The sequence below is a fragment of the Nostoc sp. NZL genome (assembly GCF_015714705.1).
GTDB lineage: Bacteria > Cyanobacteriota > Cyanobacteriia > Cyanobacteriales > Nostocaceae > Nostoc > Nostoc foliaceum_A.
Window position 1 is genome coordinate 36,031 of record NZ_WBKL01000024.1, and the last position, 16,643, is coordinate 52,673.

Annotated in this window: 12 protein-coding genes and 1 pseudogene; 7 read left to right on the forward strand and 6 right to left on the reverse strand. The window is 43.5% G+C overall.

What is annotated here, in order from left to right:
- Window positions 1-112: 112 nt before the first annotated feature.
- The 3 genes from F8R90_RS02860 to F8R90_RS02870 all read right to left on the reverse strand — a co-directional run bounded on the left by F8R90_RS02860 (window position 113) and on the right by F8R90_RS02870 (window position 6,306).
- On the reverse strand, window positions 113-2,035 hold the full coding sequence (locus F8R90_RS02860; RefSeq protein ID WP_196509463.1) for an N-acetylmuramoyl-L-alanine amidase: 1,923 nt from the start codon (window positions 2,033-2,035) through the stop codon (window positions 113-115).
- Window positions 2,036-2,346: 311 nt separating this feature from the next.
- On the reverse strand, window positions 2,347-4,245 hold the full coding sequence (locus tag F8R90_RS02865; protein ID WP_196509465.1) for an N-acetylmuramoyl-L-alanine amidase: 1,899 nt from the start codon (window positions 4,243-4,245) through the stop codon (window positions 2,347-2,349).
- A 582-nt stretch (window positions 4,246-4,827) separates the two neighbouring features.
- The gene (locus F8R90_RS02870; protein ID WP_196509467.1) at window positions 4,828-6,306 is read right to left on the reverse strand and encodes a cation:proton antiporter; all 1,479 of its coding nucleotides are present in this window, start codon (window positions 6,304-6,306) and stop codon (window positions 4,828-4,830) included.
- A 460-nt stretch (window positions 6,307-6,766) separates the two neighbouring features.
- Here F8R90_RS02870 and F8R90_RS02875 point away from each other — a divergent pair, with 460 nt between their 5' ends.
- Complete coding sequence (locus F8R90_RS02875) at window positions 6,767-7,510, forward strand: SIMPL domain-containing protein (RefSeq protein WP_196509468.1); 744 nt, start codon at window positions 6,767-6,769, stop codon at window positions 7,508-7,510.
- Window positions 7,511-7,561: 51 nt separating this feature from the next.
- Here the strand turns inward: F8R90_RS02875 and F8R90_RS02880 are convergent, their stop codons facing one another.
- Window positions 7,562-7,924: a single-stranded DNA-binding protein gene (locus tag F8R90_RS02880; RefSeq protein ID WP_100900435.1), complete on the reverse strand. Its 363-nt coding sequence runs from the start codon at window positions 7,922-7,924 to the stop codon at window positions 7,562-7,564.
- A 362-nt stretch (window positions 7,925-8,286) separates the two neighbouring features.
- Here F8R90_RS02880 and F8R90_RS02885 point away from each other — a divergent pair, with 362 nt between their 5' ends.
- The 3 genes from F8R90_RS02885 to mreD all read left to right on the forward strand — a co-directional run bounded on the left by F8R90_RS02885 (window position 8,287) and on the right by mreD (window position 10,845).
- Window positions 8,287-9,294 (forward strand): rod shape-determining protein, encoded by a 1,008-nt coding sequence (locus F8R90_RS02885; RefSeq protein ID WP_190896662.1) that lies wholly within the window; start codon window positions 8,287-8,289, stop codon window positions 9,292-9,294.
- A 101-nt stretch (window positions 9,295-9,395) separates the two neighbouring features.
- Complete coding sequence (mreC, locus tag F8R90_RS02890; protein WP_196509470.1) at window positions 9,396-10,205, forward strand: rod shape-determining protein MreC; 810 nt, start codon at window positions 9,396-9,398, stop codon at window positions 10,203-10,205.
- A gap of 25 nt (window positions 10,206-10,230) precedes the next feature.
- Window positions 10,231-10,845, forward strand: coding sequence for a rod shape-determining protein MreD (gene mreD / locus F8R90_RS02895; RefSeq protein ID WP_196509472.1), 615 nt, complete (start codon window positions 10,231-10,233; stop codon window positions 10,843-10,845).
- 539 nt (window positions 10,846-11,384) lie between these two features.
- Here the strand turns inward: mreD and msrB are convergent.
- Together msrB and F8R90_RS02905 are read right to left on the reverse strand one after the other, a co-directional pair.
- Entirely contained in the window at window positions 11,385-11,879 is a 495-nt protein-coding gene (msrB, locus tag F8R90_RS02900; protein WP_190896668.1) for a peptide-methionine (R)-S-oxide reductase MsrB, read from the reverse strand.
- Between the two features lie 292 nt (window positions 11,880-12,171).
- The gene (locus F8R90_RS02905; RefSeq protein ID WP_196509474.1) at window positions 12,172-12,702 is read right to left on the reverse strand and encodes an MgtC/SapB family protein; all 531 of its coding nucleotides are present in this window, start codon (window positions 12,700-12,702) and stop codon (window positions 12,172-12,174) included.
- 338 nt (window positions 12,703-13,040) lie between these two features.
- Between F8R90_RS02905 and F8R90_RS02910 the strand changes: the two are divergent.
- The 3 genes and pseudogenes from F8R90_RS02910 to F8R90_RS02920 all read left to right on the forward strand — a co-directional run.
- Window positions 13,041-13,764, forward strand: a pseudogene (locus tag F8R90_RS02910) (LLM class flavin-dependent oxidoreductase); the annotation flags it as partial.
- Between the two features lie 59 nt (window positions 13,765-13,823).
- Window positions 13,824-15,161: an FAD-binding oxidoreductase gene (locus F8R90_RS02915; protein ID WP_196509476.1), complete on the forward strand. Its 1,338-nt coding sequence runs from the start codon at window positions 13,824-13,826 to the stop codon at window positions 15,159-15,161.
- An 80-nt stretch (window positions 15,162-15,241) separates the two neighbouring features.
- The gene (locus F8R90_RS02920) at window positions 15,242-16,597 is read left to right on the forward strand and encodes a (Fe-S)-binding protein (protein ID WP_196509478.1); all 1,356 of its coding nucleotides are present in this window, start codon (window positions 15,242-15,244) and stop codon (window positions 16,595-16,597) included.
- The last annotated feature ends 46 nt before the right edge of the window (window positions 16,598-16,643 follow it).

Genomic DNA, 16,643 nt, shown 5'->3' on the forward strand with positions numbered 1-16,643 from the left:
GGTTTTGGGATTTAAAATACAGAATTTAGCAGACAATTTGCTAATTGACCACTAAATTCTGAATGCCAAAGGAGTCTAAATACCACCTTTTTAATTAGTAATTTGTACTATATTAGCGCTGTAAGTATTTTAGAATGCCACGAGCGATCGCTTCTGCCATACGATTTTGATACTCTGGTGTTCCCAATCTGGGATTATCCTCGTAACCACTCATATAGCCTGTTTCCACTAAAATTGAGGGCATAGAGCTTTTTCTGAGAACATAGAATCTAGCTTTGCGGGTTCCCCGGTCTTTAATGGTAGGGATGTCTTGGAGAATGGAATTGCGAACTACTTCAGCCAAAGCATAACCACTTTCGTAATAATACACTTCTAACCCATTCACATCAGGACGACGATCAACCGAATTAGCGTGAATACTGACAAACAAAGTCGCATTAACTCGCTCGGCGATGTCTACCCGTCCCTGAAGTTCTACGAAAAAGTCAGCATCCCGCGTTAGCACTGCTTGTACACCATTTTGCTCTAAAATGGCTGCTACCCTTTTACCAATAGGCAGGATTACATCCTTTTCTAACAGTCCGCCCAGACCAGGAGCACCTGAGTCTTTTCCACCATGTCCTGGGTCAATCACAACTAGTAATTTGCCTCTGGGAACCGAGGGGCGCGGCTGTGGTTGAGAGATAGGACGGGGATTATCTATGGGGTTTGGGAATTGGCCTTGGTTAGACGATGGCAGAGGAGGTAAAGCAATAGGGGGTGTGACACTAGCAGAGCGTTGTAATTGTAAAGCCAAAAGCTGGTCACCAAGCTGGTTGAGTTCCCCAATTTGTACTCCAGCTGCTGGTTGAACCAAGACAGTGACAGTATTGGACTGTTGTGGTTGCAGGCGGACTCGCAGGATAGGGCTATTAGCATTAAAAGTCGGGCCTGTAACTTTGGGAGCTAACTGAGCATTGTTGATGGAAATGCGGTACAGACCCGAAGTTCTATCCCAACCTCCTATAGCAGATAAAGCTTGGTCGGATCTAATCAACAGTTGTGTACCATTATTAGCCAGTTCCACAGACTGAATGGTAGCAGGTGAGGTGTTAGTAGATGATATAGGGCGTGGACTATTACCTCCAGGAAACTGGGCAACGCCACGACTGGGCAAAACCACAAAACCACCAACACTGCTAGTAGTTGCTCGCCAATTTTGACTATTTTCGTCCACCTGTAAAGTCATGCGAACAACAGATGGGCTTGTTTGCAGTTGGCTAAACTGAATGCGGCTGACACCATAGCGATTAATCGACAAATCGCGCTGTTCTAGACTTGGTGATAAAGTAGCGTCAGCAATATCGATGTTAATTGCCCTTTGATCGTTGCTACGATTTACCTGAATCTGAGGATTACCACCATTGGTGCGGATGAAAAAACCATCACCTGTGACTTGTAAGTTATCAATTTGAGTAACCCTGGCGGCAACCATTCCATTTTTAGGTGGATTGACAGGACTTGTTGTCACCACGTTGTAAATATTTCTTGGTGAGAAGACTGGTGGAGATGTTCTCGGTGAAGTTTCTGTTGCTATAGCTTGCTCTTGTTGCCCACCAGTATTTATTGAGGGTACATTTTCAGCTTCTGGCGTAGGTAATTGCACCATCCAGCGTTCACGAAGTGTCCCCGCAGGGGATTCGCCAGTTCTGCCAACAAATTGTACTCTCTTAGGGTCAAAAGTATAACCAGGAGTTAGTTCAACGACTATGCGTGTTGTTTGTTCGTCAAATTGCCCAACACGGATAGCGCGAATTGCACCGCCCACCTGTTGGGTTAGCTGCGTACGCTCAAATGTGGTTCCTGGCAAATCTATTACCAAACGAGTGGGGTTAAAAATTAATTGTGCTTGGGGTTGAACATTCCCTAATGTATTAATTTCCAGCCTGTTTTGATTGGCATCAAAACGCCAAGATTCCAGTTTCGCGGCCATTGCCGGCGACGATAACATGAAGATAGTCCCAATAGTACTGGATAGTAACCAGCGTAATTTCACAGTCTTTTCTCCTAATTCACATTCATGGGAGCCGTTAATATCTCAACATATTGGCAAATCCTCACACCGTCACCGCGCACACTTGAGTTTTGCGCTGTTATTAAGACACAGCTAATGGCGTAAAATATAGCACGCTCCTCTGATTTTGCCATGCCATTAGCTTAGATAAGTTTGACTTGCAAAGCATCAGATGACAATAACAAAGAAGCTACTCCTGTCCCGCCGCAAGAATACTTAAATTGTTTTACTACTAAATTGGATAAAAATGGTCAAGATTAGATGTATTTACTCAATAATTTAGACTAAATTACTTATCTTCTCTTTAGATACTGAAGGATGCCACGAGCGATCGCATCTGCCATTTGATTTTGGTAAGCGGAGCTTCTGAGTTTCGCGTTATCATCTCGACCGGTCAAATAACCTGTTTCTACGAGAATCGAAGGCATAGAACTTTTTCTGAGAACAAAAAATCTGGCTCGCCGCACTCCCCTATCTCTGACATTTATATTTTGGAGAATACTGTTATGGACAGTGCGAGCTAGACCCAAACCACTATCGTAATAATATGTTTCTAAGCCACTGACATCAGAACGGCCTGGGCCAACTGCATTAGCGTGAATACTAACAAAGACATCAGCATTCGCCCGCTCTGCTAATTGCACGCGTCCCGGAAGGGTAACGAAATAGTCAGAATCCCGCGTCATAACTACTTGTACGCCATTTTGCTGCAAGACCTGAGCTATTCTTTTGCTAATAGGCAGTATTACATCTTTTTCTCGTAATCCTCCAAGACCTACTGCTCCAGGGTCTTTACCGCCATGTCCGGGGTCAATGAGAACCACCACTCGCCCATTGCTAACTCGGCGCTGTGGTTGTGTTGGAGGCTGGGGATTGGGATTGTTTGGGTCTGGGAATGGGCCCCGGTTTGGTGGTGGTAGCGGAGGTAAAGCAAAGGGGGGTCTGCCGGGGGGGGTTGCAACGATTCGACGAGAGCCTTGTATTGGTAAAGCCAAAAGCTGGTCGCTAATTTTCTGGGGTTGCCCAAGTTGCACTCCGGCTGCTGGTTGAACTAAGACAACGACTGTATTAGGTTCTTGGGGTTGCAGACGTACCCGGAGAATGGGGCTATTGGGAGCAAAAGTAGGGCCTGTAACTCTGGGAGCTAACTTTGCATTGGTAATTGTGACGCGGAACAGACCTGATGATCTATCCCAACTTCCTGTGGCAGATAAAGTTTGGTCGCCTCTAATTAGCAGTTGTGTGCCATTATCAGCCAGTTGCACAGACTCAATTGTAGCTGGCGAGTTGTTCGCAGATGCTCTGCTGGGAAGGGAAACAGGTTCTGACTGATTGTCAAAATTATTACTTCCAGGCAATCTGACAACGCGACTGGGCAGAACCACCAAACCACCACCGTTACTATTAGTTGCTCGCCAGTCTGGGCTATTTTTATCTACCCGTAAAGTCAAACGGACACCAGGAGGTTGGGTTTGTAATCGGGTGAATTCGACGCGGCTAATACCATGTTTGTTAACGGGTATATTATTCGCAAGACGTGGTGATAAAGATGCGCTAGAGATATCCATGAAGATGGTAGCGCGATCGCGACTGCGAATTACCTGAATCGGAGGATTGCTACCACTAGTGCGGATGAACAACCCATCGCCTGTTACTTGTAAGCTCTCAAGTTGAGTCGCCCCTCGTGTAGTAGTGGCAACCCTTGAAATATTAGGTTGCGGCTCAGAGTCTGGGGTAACAACAGTGTAAGCACTTCTAGGAGATGAGGTGGGAGATGAGGTGGCAGGTGAGGCTACTCTATCAACTTCTGGTCTAGGTAATTGCACCGTCCAGCGATCGCCAGTTGTACCAACAAATTGCACTCGTTTGGGGTCTAAAGTATAACCAGGTGTCAGTTCGACAACTATACGTGTTGTTTCTGTATCAAACTGCCCAACACGGATCGAACGAATTCCACCGCCCACCTGTTGGGTTATTTGTGGACGCCCAAATGTGGTTCCTGGTAAATCAATTACCAGCCGAGTCGGGTTAAAAATTAGTTGTGCCTGGGGTTGAACTGCTCCCACAGTATTAATTTCCAGCCTGTTTTGATTGGCATCAAAGCGCCAAGATTCTAGTCTCGCGGCCATTGCAGGCGACGATAGCATGAAGATAGTTCCAATAGTGCTGGGTAGTAGCCAGTGTAATTTCACAGTCCTTTCTCCTAATTCACGTTCATGGGAGCCGTCAATATCTCAACTCATTGGTAAATCATCACACCGTCGCCACCTAAACTTAAACTTTGATGCCTTTTGTGATTTTTTAAGTTGGTATAAATCAGTTATCAGGTTTCATATTGGGATTAAATCTCCATGTGAAATCTTCCACCTTTAGAGGTAGGAACTCTTACTCATAAGGAAGCTAGAAAACTAATAACTGATAACCGTTCACTGATAACTGTTTTTTGTTTTTTGCCATCAATGCACTAAATAAATAATTCCCATTACTGTCAGATGATCTAGCAAGATTTATGGGTGTTACTCCCCAATTACCTAGAAAATATTCAGATAAAGGCCCACAAGCCAAGGGAGACTGGAAATAAGTAACATTCCGAATGCTGGTAGAAATTATAAACAAACGATTATTCTACAATCACACGGGACGGAAATTTGGGGAGAGAAGTTTCCACTGCACAATCGTCAAATCTTCAAAGCTTAGTGATAGTACTTACTTCAGAGTCCTGAGTTCTGAGCGAAAATTACTCAGAACTCAGTAATAATTACCCAAGACTTTGATTAGCGATCGCTAGATTCTGGGGTTACTTCCAAATTGCCACTGTCATTTGATGCTGGTACCCTCAACTGAGGTGGTTCAATTACCAACGAAGTTCCAGAGGAACCATCTAAAACCAGTTGCTCTGAGCCTGCATCCACAGTTTTTGGGTCTGGAAATACAAATCGTAACAAAGGAGGGGCTAAAAAGGTTGTCAAGATAACCATCATGATGATTGCTGCCCCTAGTGGTTTTGAGAGAGCGCCACTAGCAGCACCGACACCAGCAAATACTAATCCAACTTCCCCTCTGGGAATCATCCCCACACCAATCGCTAAACGGTTGATTCCCGGTTGACCAAACACGCTTAAGCCTGTGATTACTTTACCGAGAATGGCTACTATGATCAGGAAAGTTGCCATAATTAGACCTTCTCGATTGTCGGGAATTGCTGGGTTTAAAACTCCCAAATCGGTTTTTGCCCCAACAGTCACAAAGAAAATTGGCACTAACATATCGGCAATGGGACAGACTTGCCTTTGCAGTTCTTTGCGTTTATCTGTCTCTTCCAAGACTAAACCCGCCGCAAAAGCTCCTAGAATTGCTTCTAAGTGGATGACAGCAGCAAGATATGCCATAGCAAAAGCAAAGATGAATGCTGGTATTACCAGCCCACCGCGTGTTTTGAGTTGATCCGCGATCGCCACAAAGGACTTATTGAAAACATTGCCTAGTAAGATTGCTCCCAAAATAAAACCAGTGGCGCTGATAATCAAATAAATGACTTTGCTTACATCCACCACGCCATCTTTAGCTAGACTAGCAACTACCGCTAAAACGATGATTCCTAATACATCGTCAATTACGGCAGCACCCAAAATAATCTGCCCTTCTTTAGAATTGAGTCGCCCCAACTCTGACAGCACCTTAGAAGTAATTCCAATACTAGTGGCAGTCAAAGCCGCCCCGGCAAAAATTGCAGGTACAGCACTAATACCAAACAAAGTCATCAGTCCCACAGTACCAGCGGCAAAGGGTACTACTACCCCGACTATTGCGACAACTGTGGCTTGGATACCAACTGCCATTAAATCTTTTAAGTTCGACTCCAAGCCGATTTCAAACAGCAGGATGATCACACCCAATTCTGCCAAAACAGAAACGACCTCAGACTGGGCTGCAAACACAGATGGTGTGGCTTCAGGAGTTAAACCAGCAGTGATTTGAAGGAAGGACATGATCAAAGAGTTAGAACTGTCTGTGCTGCCTTCTGGAAACACTAAAAGGTGGAAAACAGAGATGCCAACTACCACACCACCTACTAGTTCGCCTAAAACGGGCGGCAAACCCACTTTATTTGATAACTCTCCACCAACTTTGCTGGCGAGATAAATGACTACTAAGCTTAGTAGCACTGCTGCTACTACCATTGAACTGTCTACGGCTTCTGTTGCAGTAGCCAGCAGAGGAAAAGAGAAGTTGATTGGATCTAACAAATGCATGGGTTCTGTGAAAATCCTTCTCTTTGATTTTGACGCGTTTCTGAAAAACGTCTATCTATGGAGACGCTATTGGCAGCTTAGTCAAAATAATTTGTACCATTTGTCAACTCAATCAAGCGCTGCCAGAAAACTTCCCAAACCGGGACTACAGACAGTCTAGGAAGCCTAGCAATTCAAATTCTGTGAATTTATTGTCCTGTTTGATTTGAACTCGTGTGATGGGTTGGTGTATTCTTCGTAATCTCCAAAAAGGTTAGTGTAATTTTTTTAGTTTCAAAAAATGTAACCATTTTAGCTTTTGACTATGGCAGTGTCAAAGTAAGAACATACAAATCGTATCTAGCGATCGCACTTGAGTTATGAAAAACTTGTAGTGGCTGTTAACTCTTAACAGCCACCAGAAGATTGCTACATACGCTTAATAAAAACATCTGTGGATACTTTGAGGAGTGCAAATTTTATGACTAGAGCCGCTTTATCCGGTTCTAAGTTTCCCAATGGAAACTTGTGGAAAATACTGCCTTTAGCAATGCTTTTATGTATAAATTTTACACTACCTGCATTGGCACAAGAAAAACAAAAATTGTGGCGAACCCTTAGTGTCAGTGGTCGCGGAGTGGAAACAATTCCTACAACCCTGGCACAAATCAGTTTAGGAGTAGAAATTCAGGGGAAAACAGCACAGGAGGTACAGCAAGAAGCCGCTCGCAGGTCATCGGCTGTAGTTGCGTTCCTCAAGAGCAAAAATGTTGAAAAATTACAAACTACTGGTATCCGGCTCAACCCAGTTTACAGCTATACCAATAATGTGCAGAAGATTACGGGCTATGCTGCCAATAACACCGTAAGTTTTAGTATTCCTGTTGAGCAAGCTGGGACATTATTGGATGATGCAGTGAAAGCGGGTGCGACACAAATTAACGGCATTAGTTTTGTTGCGAATGATGAAGCGATCGCTGCTGCTCAAAAACAAGCATTAAAAGAAGCTACCCAAGATGCCCAGCAGCAAGCTGATGCTGTTTTTAGTGCCTTGGGTTTAAAACCCAAAGAAGTGGTGAGCATTCAAGTTAATAATGCTACTCCGCCTCCACCACCACCCATGTTTTTACGGGCTGAGGCTGCAAAGGTAGCTGATGCTTCCACCCCTGTTGTTGGTGGTGAACAGGAAGTAGAAGCATCGGTGACGCTGCAAATTAGTTATTAGTCATTAGTCATTGGTCATTAGCATTACTAAGAACTAATGACCAATGACCAATTAAAAATGTTCTGAAGACATATCTCCTGTACCGCCCTCTCCATCGCGCTTAGAGCCTAATAAATCTAGTTGGTCTACTCTAATAATGGGTGTAGAACGGTTTGCTCCTGTTTGGCGATCGCTCCATGTGTCAAACTTCAAGGAACCTTTTATGCCAATTAGGCTTCCCTTACGCACATAATTACCTGCTACCTCAGCCGTCTTATCCCATAATTCCAGAGTGAACCAGTCAGGTTCATCGCTGTTGCGCGATCGTCTTTTCACCGCTAGTGTCAATCTACACTTAACGCTACCAGATTCAAAATATTTTATATCAGGGTCGCTGCCTACACGACCAACAAGGGTGACAATATTGATACTCATATGCGTTACCTCTTAGTACATGCGTACTTAGTAATTTAGACTTTCATCATAGCGAATTGTGAAACACTTGAAAATAATGTGTTAAACAGTTAACAATATAGTGGACTTGAAAATTTATACATACTACTTGGAGAAACACATAAAAGTATACGGATATACTAAGCTAACCAGAGAATATCAAAAAATAGAGGCCTGAGACATAGTAAATATTCCTGGGAATCATATAAAAATATAGTCTAGTTTACTCAACTCAGGATACAAACTTAATCGAATCAACTCTTACCGTTGTAGTCAAGAAGTATCGCACATAGGGGGCTTAGAGACGCGTGGGTATTTTTAGGAACTTTCGCACATCATGGGATATGGGTATCGACCTCGGTACTGCTAACACCCTGGTTTATGTATCTGGTAAAGGTATTGTACTGCAAGAGCCTTCTGTAGTTGCTATTGATGTCAACGAAAAGGTAGCACTAGCAGTAGGAGAAGAAGCCAAAAAAATGCTCGGTCGCACACCTGGAAACGTGATTGCCCTCCGCCCCTTGCGCGATGGTGTAATCGCTGATTTCGATATAGCCGAGCTGATGCTGAAAAGCTTTATTCAGCGTGTAAATGAAGGTAAATCCTTAATTTTACCCCGGATTGTCATTGGTATTCCCAGTGGTGTCACAGGAGTAGAAAGGCGAGCTGTAATGGATGCAGCTCACCAAGCAGGAGCAAGAAAAGTTTATTTAATTGATGAACCTGTAGCTGCGGCCATTGGTGCAGGACTACCTGTTGCCGAAGCAACTGGCAACATGATCATCGATATTGGTGGTGGGACAACAGAAGTTGCAGTGCTGAGCCTTCAGGGTACGGTAATCAGCGAATCAGTACGCATTGCTGGAGATGAACTAACTGAATCGATCATTCAGTATATTAAAAAAGTTCATAACTTAGTCATTGGTGAACGAACTGCCGAGGATATCAAGATTCGGATGGGTTCTGCTTATCCTACCAATGATGATAATGATGCCATGATGGAAGTCCGAGGCTTACACCTGCTTTCTGGTCTACCGCGAACTGTAACGATCAAAGGGCCAGAAATCCGTGAAAGCATGTTGGAACCACTATCAGTAATTATAGAAGCTGTGAAGCGGACACTGGAACGTACACCTCCAGAATTGGCAGCAGACATCATTGACAGAGGTATTATGTTAGCTGGTGGTGGTGCTTTGCTCAAAGGCATAGATACCTTAATTAGCCATGAAACAGGGATTGTCACCCACATTGCCGCTGATCCTCTCTGCTGTGTTGTGCTGGGAACAGGTCGTGTGTTAGAAAACTTTAAACAGTTGGAACGAGTTGTCACGGAAAGCTCTCGTAATATGTAACAAAAAAAATATCAGACTTGAGTTCTATTTGAGTTCTATTTGGGTTTTATATAAATAGAATCCAAGTAGAACTTAATTTATATAAGTATGCAAAGGTATATATGGTAACAATACGGCGTTGGTGGGATCGTAAAGGGTTGCAAATCGGGTTGTTAGCTCTAATAGTTGGTAGTGCTTGGATATTGCGACAGACTCAAGGTGAACTAGTGCTTGAAACATACCATGCAATTACCCGTCCTTTAGAGATGTTGCAGTCAGGGCCAACTCGAGAAGAACGTCTCAGAGATGCCCGAATATTGGAATTGCAAACCCGTATAGTAGATTTGGAAAGTCAAAAGACAAAGCTACAAGATTTATTAGGCTATGTAGAAAAAGAACCACTGGCATCACGGCCAATTCCAGCACGGGTGGTAGGACGTAGTGCTGACCAGTGGTGGCAACAAGTTACTCTGAATCGCGGTGCAAATGCAGGTATTCAGGAAGGCTTTATAGTCAAGGCAGATGGCGGATTGGTGGGTCTGGTGGAAAGTGTAACTCCCAATACTAGCCGCGTGTTGTTAATCAGTGACCTCAAGAGTCAAGTGGGTGTATCAGTTAGCCGCACAGCAGCTAAAGGTGTTTTGCGAGGAGATTCTTCTGCGGAAGCTGTGCTGGAGTTTTATGAAAAAGTCCCAAATGTCAAAGTAGGAGATTTAGTTTCCACATCTACTTATAGTCAGAAATTTCCATCTGGCTTGGCAGTTGGACGAATCAAGTCACTGGATTTAAAGAAACTTCCCGCATCAGTGGCGAAAATTGAGCTTTTTCCGCCAATCCGGTCTCTGGATTGGGTAGCTGTTTATCCAAAGCTAGACAACCAAGAGTTGGAAACTCAAAAGTCGGCAAATCAAGTGCCGCAAAAGTCTAAGTAAATTCTTTGAGAAAATCCATAGAAAAATGAAGATTCCTGCATTTGGTGGTAGCAGGCAGAAAAAGCCAAAATCGTCAGAGCGAAAATCGAAATTCCAAATCCAGCCGCTTTCTCGTTGGCATCCCGGTGTCCGTCAGTTGTTGGGTTGGATAGTAACGGCTAGTTCTGTACTGTTATGTTTACTGTTATTGCCAACCCGCTTACCAGGTATGGAATTATTGGGAATTGGCCCTAACTGGCTGTTAATTTGGGTGGTAGTTTGGAGTGTGAAGCGCACGGTGTTTGCCGGAGCATTGGCAGGTATAGTTCTGGGGCTACTTCAAGATTCAATGACATCACCTAATCCTACTCATGCTCTCAGTTTAGGTATAGTGGGAATCTTAACTGGTCTGCTCCAAAAGCAGCGTTTTATCGAAGAAGATTTTATTTCGATTGCTGTAATTGTTTTTGGTATGGCAGTTTTGGCAGAAACTATCTTTGGGTTGCAATTAACTTTGATAGGCGATCGCAAGGTCACAGATATTTGGACATATTACCAGCGTGTTGCCCTAGCTTCTGCCATTCTTAGTAGTCTGTGGGCACCAGTAGTCTATTATCCCCTAAATCGTTGGTGGCAGCGGATGAAATTGTTGGAGCAATAAAAAAAGCGAGTTAGGAGTTAAGAAGGGGATAAGTTACAGGTGACAGTAAAGAAAATTATCCTCTTTACCCTGTAATCTAAATTTTTATGGAATTTGGGCAGGCTCCAGCAATATAGATTCAAGCTACATTGAATCAAACAACACCGTATCATGGTAGTTGGTAGCATCTATGTTTGATGCTTTCTTTTTTTGCCTTCAAAAATATCAGGTAAGTCATCTTTTGATTTCCTGATGGCAGAATATGGAAGCTTTCACTGATTAACCTAGTTGGAGAACGCTGATGTCAAAGGAAAGAAAAAGTAATAAAGAAGCTAAAAAACCTAAAAAAGATCCCAAAGACAAAAAGGAGAAAAAAGACCCAAACAAATAGGACGATTTAGGTAAATACCTTTAGCGAAGACCAAGAGTTGCATTTCTTTAAATTGACAATACTTTGTCCAGTAGCCTTGAATAGGAGAAATTATTGTCAAAAATTTATTCACCCTTGGTCAAGCCTCAAAATTTGATAATTTAGGTTAGAACGTGCGATTGCAACTAAATTAGGCAGGAGTAAACTTTAACGAAACCCCATTCATGCAATAGCGCTTGCCAGTAGGTGCAGGGCCGTCATCAAAAACGTGACCCAGATGACCACCACAACGACTACAATGCACTTCAGTTCTGGTCATAAATAACGACCGATCTACAGTCATAGCGATCGCACCTTCAATCGGGTTAAAAAAGCTAGGCCAGCCAGTACCACTGTTAAATTTGGTATCAGATGTAAACAGTGGCTGTTCACACGCAGCACAATAATAAGTACCATTGTTGTATTCCTTATCCAATGGGCTGGTGTGAGGGCGTTCAGTTCCGTGTTTACGCAATACACGAAACTGTTCTGGCGTTAAAATCGTGCGCCATTCTTCTTCAGGTTTAGTAATTTCAAATCCACTCTTAGAAGTTGTCATCGCTTCTGGCCCCCATTTGATATACCTTGATAACAATGCTGTGCCGACTATTACTGCACTAGCCTGTAAAAAATACCGTTTGTCCATATATCTATTATTTTCTATTTTCTGCTTTACTGGCCAATCAACTCCAGTACGGGATTCCCTACATCAATAACTATAATCAGCGATGTCTGACGACAAGCCGCTTTGCATCTACGCTCTGCATTAGCCCTGATAAACTCATTAAAATTAGCTAAGAAACAACAAAATATTATCCAATGTTCAGATCAAATTGACCTAATGTTGGACGGTACATCTAGATATTCTGCATAGATTGCAGAATGATCAGGTTCTGATTAGAAGTGTTGGCTAACTCATGGATCTAGTGTAGTGATGCTTAATCATCATCTTCATCAGTGGTTGTCAGATTCTGAGTAGTCCCCTGTTTACCCCGATTCGTCAAAAATACAAATGCGCGATTGAGACGCTTTACACCACTTAGGGTAATCAGGGTCAGTAGCCCTCCCAATAATCCCATTTGCCATAGACCACAACCGATCGCAGCCCCCAACCCGGCCGCTGTCCAGACACAGGCAGCAGTAGTTAAATTTTTTACTTTTGGCGCAGCAGATTTTCTAGGAGACTCTTGTAAAATCAATCCGGCTCCGAGAAATCCTATCCCGGTAGCTACACCTTGAATTGTACGACTCAGTGCATTGGTGGCATCATAAACACTGCCTCCCTCAGCCTGTAAAGGAATCATCACGAATAGTGCTGCTCCCATACTCACAAGCATGAATGTTCTCATCCCTGCTGGTCTACCCCCTTGCTGACGGTTAAATCCAATCAAGCAACCAACCAGGAGTGCCAAAGATAATCTCAATGCTATATGTGGCCAATCGTTGGCAGTAATAAACATCGGCCCCATTGCCTTATTTCTCCTAGAGACAGAACGGAATTTTGCACTTATTGCCAGTGGGCTGGATAGTTACCCACCTTCGTAGCCAAAAACCTAAACCTAAGTACAGCAAATCAATAGGTTTGACGTATATTAAGATTAATTTAACAGAAGGTTATGGATAAGTAAACTAATATACACAAAGCTGCCATTGCTGTATTCCTCCTAGAGATAGAAGGAAGCAGCACTTCGGCTCCCTTCCCTACGGGACGCTACGCGTAGCGTCCCGTAGGGAAGATGAACAGTAGAGCGATGCCTACGGCGGGCTACGCCTACGCTAGTGGTCAACAAGCCAATCTCCAAGGTACTATCTCAACATTCAGGATGGTAAGCTGCTGTTTCCACCGTTCAGAAGCCATATCCGCCCTTGTGGTTTGGCAGTTCTTCTCCCATCGCTCAAAAAATTGCTGCCAAGCATGTAGATGTCTATCTAACTTGGGGGGAACCATCGGTGCAAATAGGTGAGAAGGTTGCATCAGTTCGGAGACTTGCAGAAACAGAAGGCCGGACTTTGCGATTTGGCATTCGCCTACATGTGATTGTGCGCGAAACCGAGAGTGAAGCTTGGATGCGGCGAATCAATTGATTAAGTATGTAGATGACGAAGCGATCGCTAAAGCCCAAAAAGCTTATGCTCGGATGGATTCAGTTGGACAACGCCGGATGACTCAATTAAACCACGGTAATCGTGAGGCATTAGAGATAAGCCAGAACCTGTGGGCGGGAGTCGGTTTGGTACGGGGTGGTGCGGGAACAGCCTTAGTAGGTGATCCTCAAACCGTAGCGGACAGGATATTGGAATATGCAGATTTAGGCATTGAGTCCTTTATCCTCTCTGGCTATCCCCACCTAGAAGAAGCTTATCGAGTCGCAGAACTTCTATTTCCCCATTTGCCTTTAAAGAATCTGCCGACAGTGGAGAAGCAACATGTCTTGAGTCCATTTGGCGAGATTGTGGCAGCTGATTACAAGCTGGCGTTGGCGCAACCCGCCGTAGGCATCGCTCCCCATATTGAAGCCACCGTGTATTAATCGCTTTTTTGGTCAGGTTAGCCAGTAAATTAGATGTAGGGTGTCAAAAAATAAACTTAATGAAAGCGATGTCTAACGACAGGCCGAAAGGCGTCTGCGCTTCTGAACTTGCATCTATCGTCGGCGAAGAAAATGCTGTTTGCCTTTGGGAAAAAATCGAACTCGGTCAGCAAAAACTTATTCAAAAGGCTATAGCTTCTGGAAAGCTTCCCAGTTGTATTGTCTATCCTCGTACCCAAGAACAGCTAGCCGCAGTCATTGCCACAGCTCACACAAATAACTGGCGTGTCCTCCCCTGTGGTAGTGGTAGTAAACTCAGCTGGGGTGGTTTAGCCAAGGGCGTTGATATTGTAGTTAGTACAGAATGCATCAACCAAGTGATTGAACACGCCGTTGGCGATCTAACTGTCACTGTACAAGCTGGGATGAAATTCTCTGATCTGCAAGCACTTTTGGCAAAGTCGCGGCAATTTCTCGCCCTTGACCCCACAGCATCAGAATTGGCAACTATTGGCGGTATTGTTGCCACAGGTGATACAGGTTCTCTGCGACAACGTTATGGTAGTGTGCGCGACCAGTTGCTAGGTATTACCTTTGTGCGTGCTGATGGACAAATCGCCAAAGCTGGCGGAAGAGTAGTCAAAAATGTCGCTGGATATGACTTGATGAAGTTGTTTACTGGGTCTTACGGCACATTAGGCTTTATTAGTCAACTAACTTTTAGGGTTTATCCGCTACCAGAGGCATCGGGGACGGTGGTACTAACTGGTAAAGCTGAGACTGTATCTCAAGCGGCTGATATTCTTCGAGGTTCGGCGTTAACACCAGTCCAAGCTGATTTGCTATCAACTAAATTGGTGTCTAGTTTAGGTTTGGGTCAAGGATTGGGGTTAATTGCCCGTTTTCAAAGTATTAGTGAGAGTGTTAAAGAACAGTCAAACCGAGTTTTGGAAGTAGGGCAAAAGTTAGGTTTAAATGGGGCAATTTTTGCAGATGATGATGAAGCCAATCTATGGCAGAGATTGCAAGAACAAATCCATACTACTGCTACAGAATCTGTAATTACCTGCAAAATAGGAGTGTTACCTACTGCTGCTATGGAGATTTTGAATCAGGTAGAGTTGGGTTTAATTCATATTGGTAGTGGTTTAGGTTTGTTACAATTAGAGGATAAAAATCAAGTATTGAAAATACGCGATGAGTTATGCTCCGCTGGAGGCAATCGCACTCAAGCTAATAGAGGTTTTTTAACAATTCTGGAAGCACCAGTGGCGGTTAAAGAACAAATAGATGTTTGGGGCTACACGGGGAATGCTTTGCCATTGATGCGCCGTATTAAGGAACAGTTTGATAGTAAGAAAATTTTAAGTCCTGGTAGGTTTTTGGGTGGGATTTAGTTTTAACGTAGACTCGCAGAGGCTTGCCGCAGGCTACCGCAGAGACACTGAGGACGCTGAGATAGAGAGGGGAAAAAATTATGCAAGTTTCAGAAAATTCTGTTAATAATACGGCTAGTTTAAAGAATTTGAAGGGGTTTGATGAGAATCATCCGCCTGACCCAAAGTTGATTGATAGTTGTGTACATTGTGGATTTTGTCTTTCGACTTGTCCCAGTTATCGGGTGCTAGGTAAGGAGATGGATTCACCTAGAGGACGCATCTATTTAATGGATGCAATTAATGAGGGTGAGATTGCTTTAAATACGGCAACTGTAGAACATTTTGATTCTTGTTTAGGCTGTCTTGCTTGTGTGAGTACTTGTCCTTCGGGTGTGCAGTATGACAAGTTGATTTCTGCAACTCGTCACCAAGTTGAACGAAATTATCCTCGCAGTTTGCCAGATCAATTTTTTCGTCAATTGATATTTTCTTTGTTTCCTTATCCCAACCTTTTACGGGTTTTATTAGTTCCGTTGTTGGTTTATCAAAAGTTGGGATTTGCTAAATTCTTTCGGGCTACAGGTTTACTCAATAAAATATCCCCTCGTTTGGCAGCAATGGAATCAATTCTGCCAGAAATTACACTTAAATCCTTTCAAGATAATTTGCCTACTGTAATTCGGGCCCAAGGTGAGAAGCGCTACCGAGTCGGGGTAATTTTGGGATGCGTGCAACGGCTATTTTTCTCTCCTGTGAATGAAGCAACAGTGCGGGTTTTAACAGCGAATGGTTGTGAAGTTGTGATTCCAAAATCTCAAGGATGTTGTGCAGCGCTTCCCGAACACCAAGGACAAACAGAACAGGCGAAAGCTTTAGCAAGGCAGATGATTGATAGTTTTGCTAACACTAATGTAGATTTTGTGATTATCAATGCTGCTGGTTGTGGTCATACTTTGAAGGAATACGGTCATATTTTAGAAGATGACCCAGAGTATCGGGAAAAAGCGAATAATTTTGCGACTAAGGTTAAAGATGCTCAAGAGTTTTTGGCAACTGTTGGGTTAACAGCAAAACTTTCGCCACTGACTGATAAACCCTTGAGTTTAGTTTATCAAGATGCTTGTCATTTATTGCATGGACAAAAGATTAGCGTGCAACCGCGTCAGGTGTTGCGACAAATTCCAGGAGTGAAGTTGAGAGAACCAATAGACGCGGCTTTATGTTGTGGCAGCGCTGGGGTTTATAATATGCTGCAACCGGAAGTTTCTGAGGAATTGGGTCGGCAAAAAGTGCAGAATTTGTTGAATACTGGTGCTGAGTTAATTGCTTCTGCTAATCCGGGGTGTACTTTGCAAATTACGAAGCATTTACAGTTGCAAGGTAAGAAGATTTCAGTTATTCACCCGATGGAGTTGTTGGATTATTCGATTCGCGGTGAAAAGTTGGAATTGTAGACATGATTCTAGACAATGAATCATAAATTTATTTTATAGCGATCTC

Coding starts and splice junctions, on each gene's coding strand:
- F8R90_RS02915 (WP_196509476.1), top strand. CDS start 13,824: ATGAAAGCGATGTCTAACGACAGGCCGAAAGGCGTCTGCGCTTCTGAA.
- mreC (WP_196509470.1), top strand. CDS start 9,396: ATGGTAACAATACGGCGTTGGTGGGATCGTAAAGGGTTGCAAATCGGG.
- F8R90_RS02875 (WP_196509468.1), top strand. CDS start 6,767: ATGACTAGAGCCGCTTTATCCGGTTCTAAGTTTCCCAATGGAAACTTG.
- msrB (WP_190896668.1), bottom strand. CDS start 11,879: ATGGACAAACGGTATTTTTTACAGGCTAGTGCAGTAATAGTCGGCACA.
- F8R90_RS02905 (WP_196509474.1), bottom strand. CDS start 12,702: ATGGGGCCGATGTTTATTACTGCCAACGATTGGCCACATATAGCATTG.
- F8R90_RS02885 (WP_190896662.1), top strand. CDS start 8,287: ATGGGTATCGACCTCGGTACTGCTAACACCCTGGTTTATGTATCTGGT.
- F8R90_RS02880 (WP_100900435.1), bottom strand. CDS start 7,924: ATGAGTATCAATATTGTCACCCTTGTTGGTCGTGTAGGCAGCGACCCT.
- F8R90_RS02870 (WP_196509467.1), bottom strand. CDS start 6,306: ATGCATTTGTTAGATCCAATCAACTTCTCTTTTCCTCTGCTGGCTACT.
- F8R90_RS02920 (WP_196509478.1), top strand. CDS start 15,242: ATGCAAGTTTCAGAAAATTCTGTTAATAATACGGCTAGTTTAAAGAAT.
- mreD (WP_196509472.1), top strand. CDS start 10,231: ATGAAGATTCCTGCATTTGGTGGTAGCAGGCAGAAAAAGCCAAAATCG.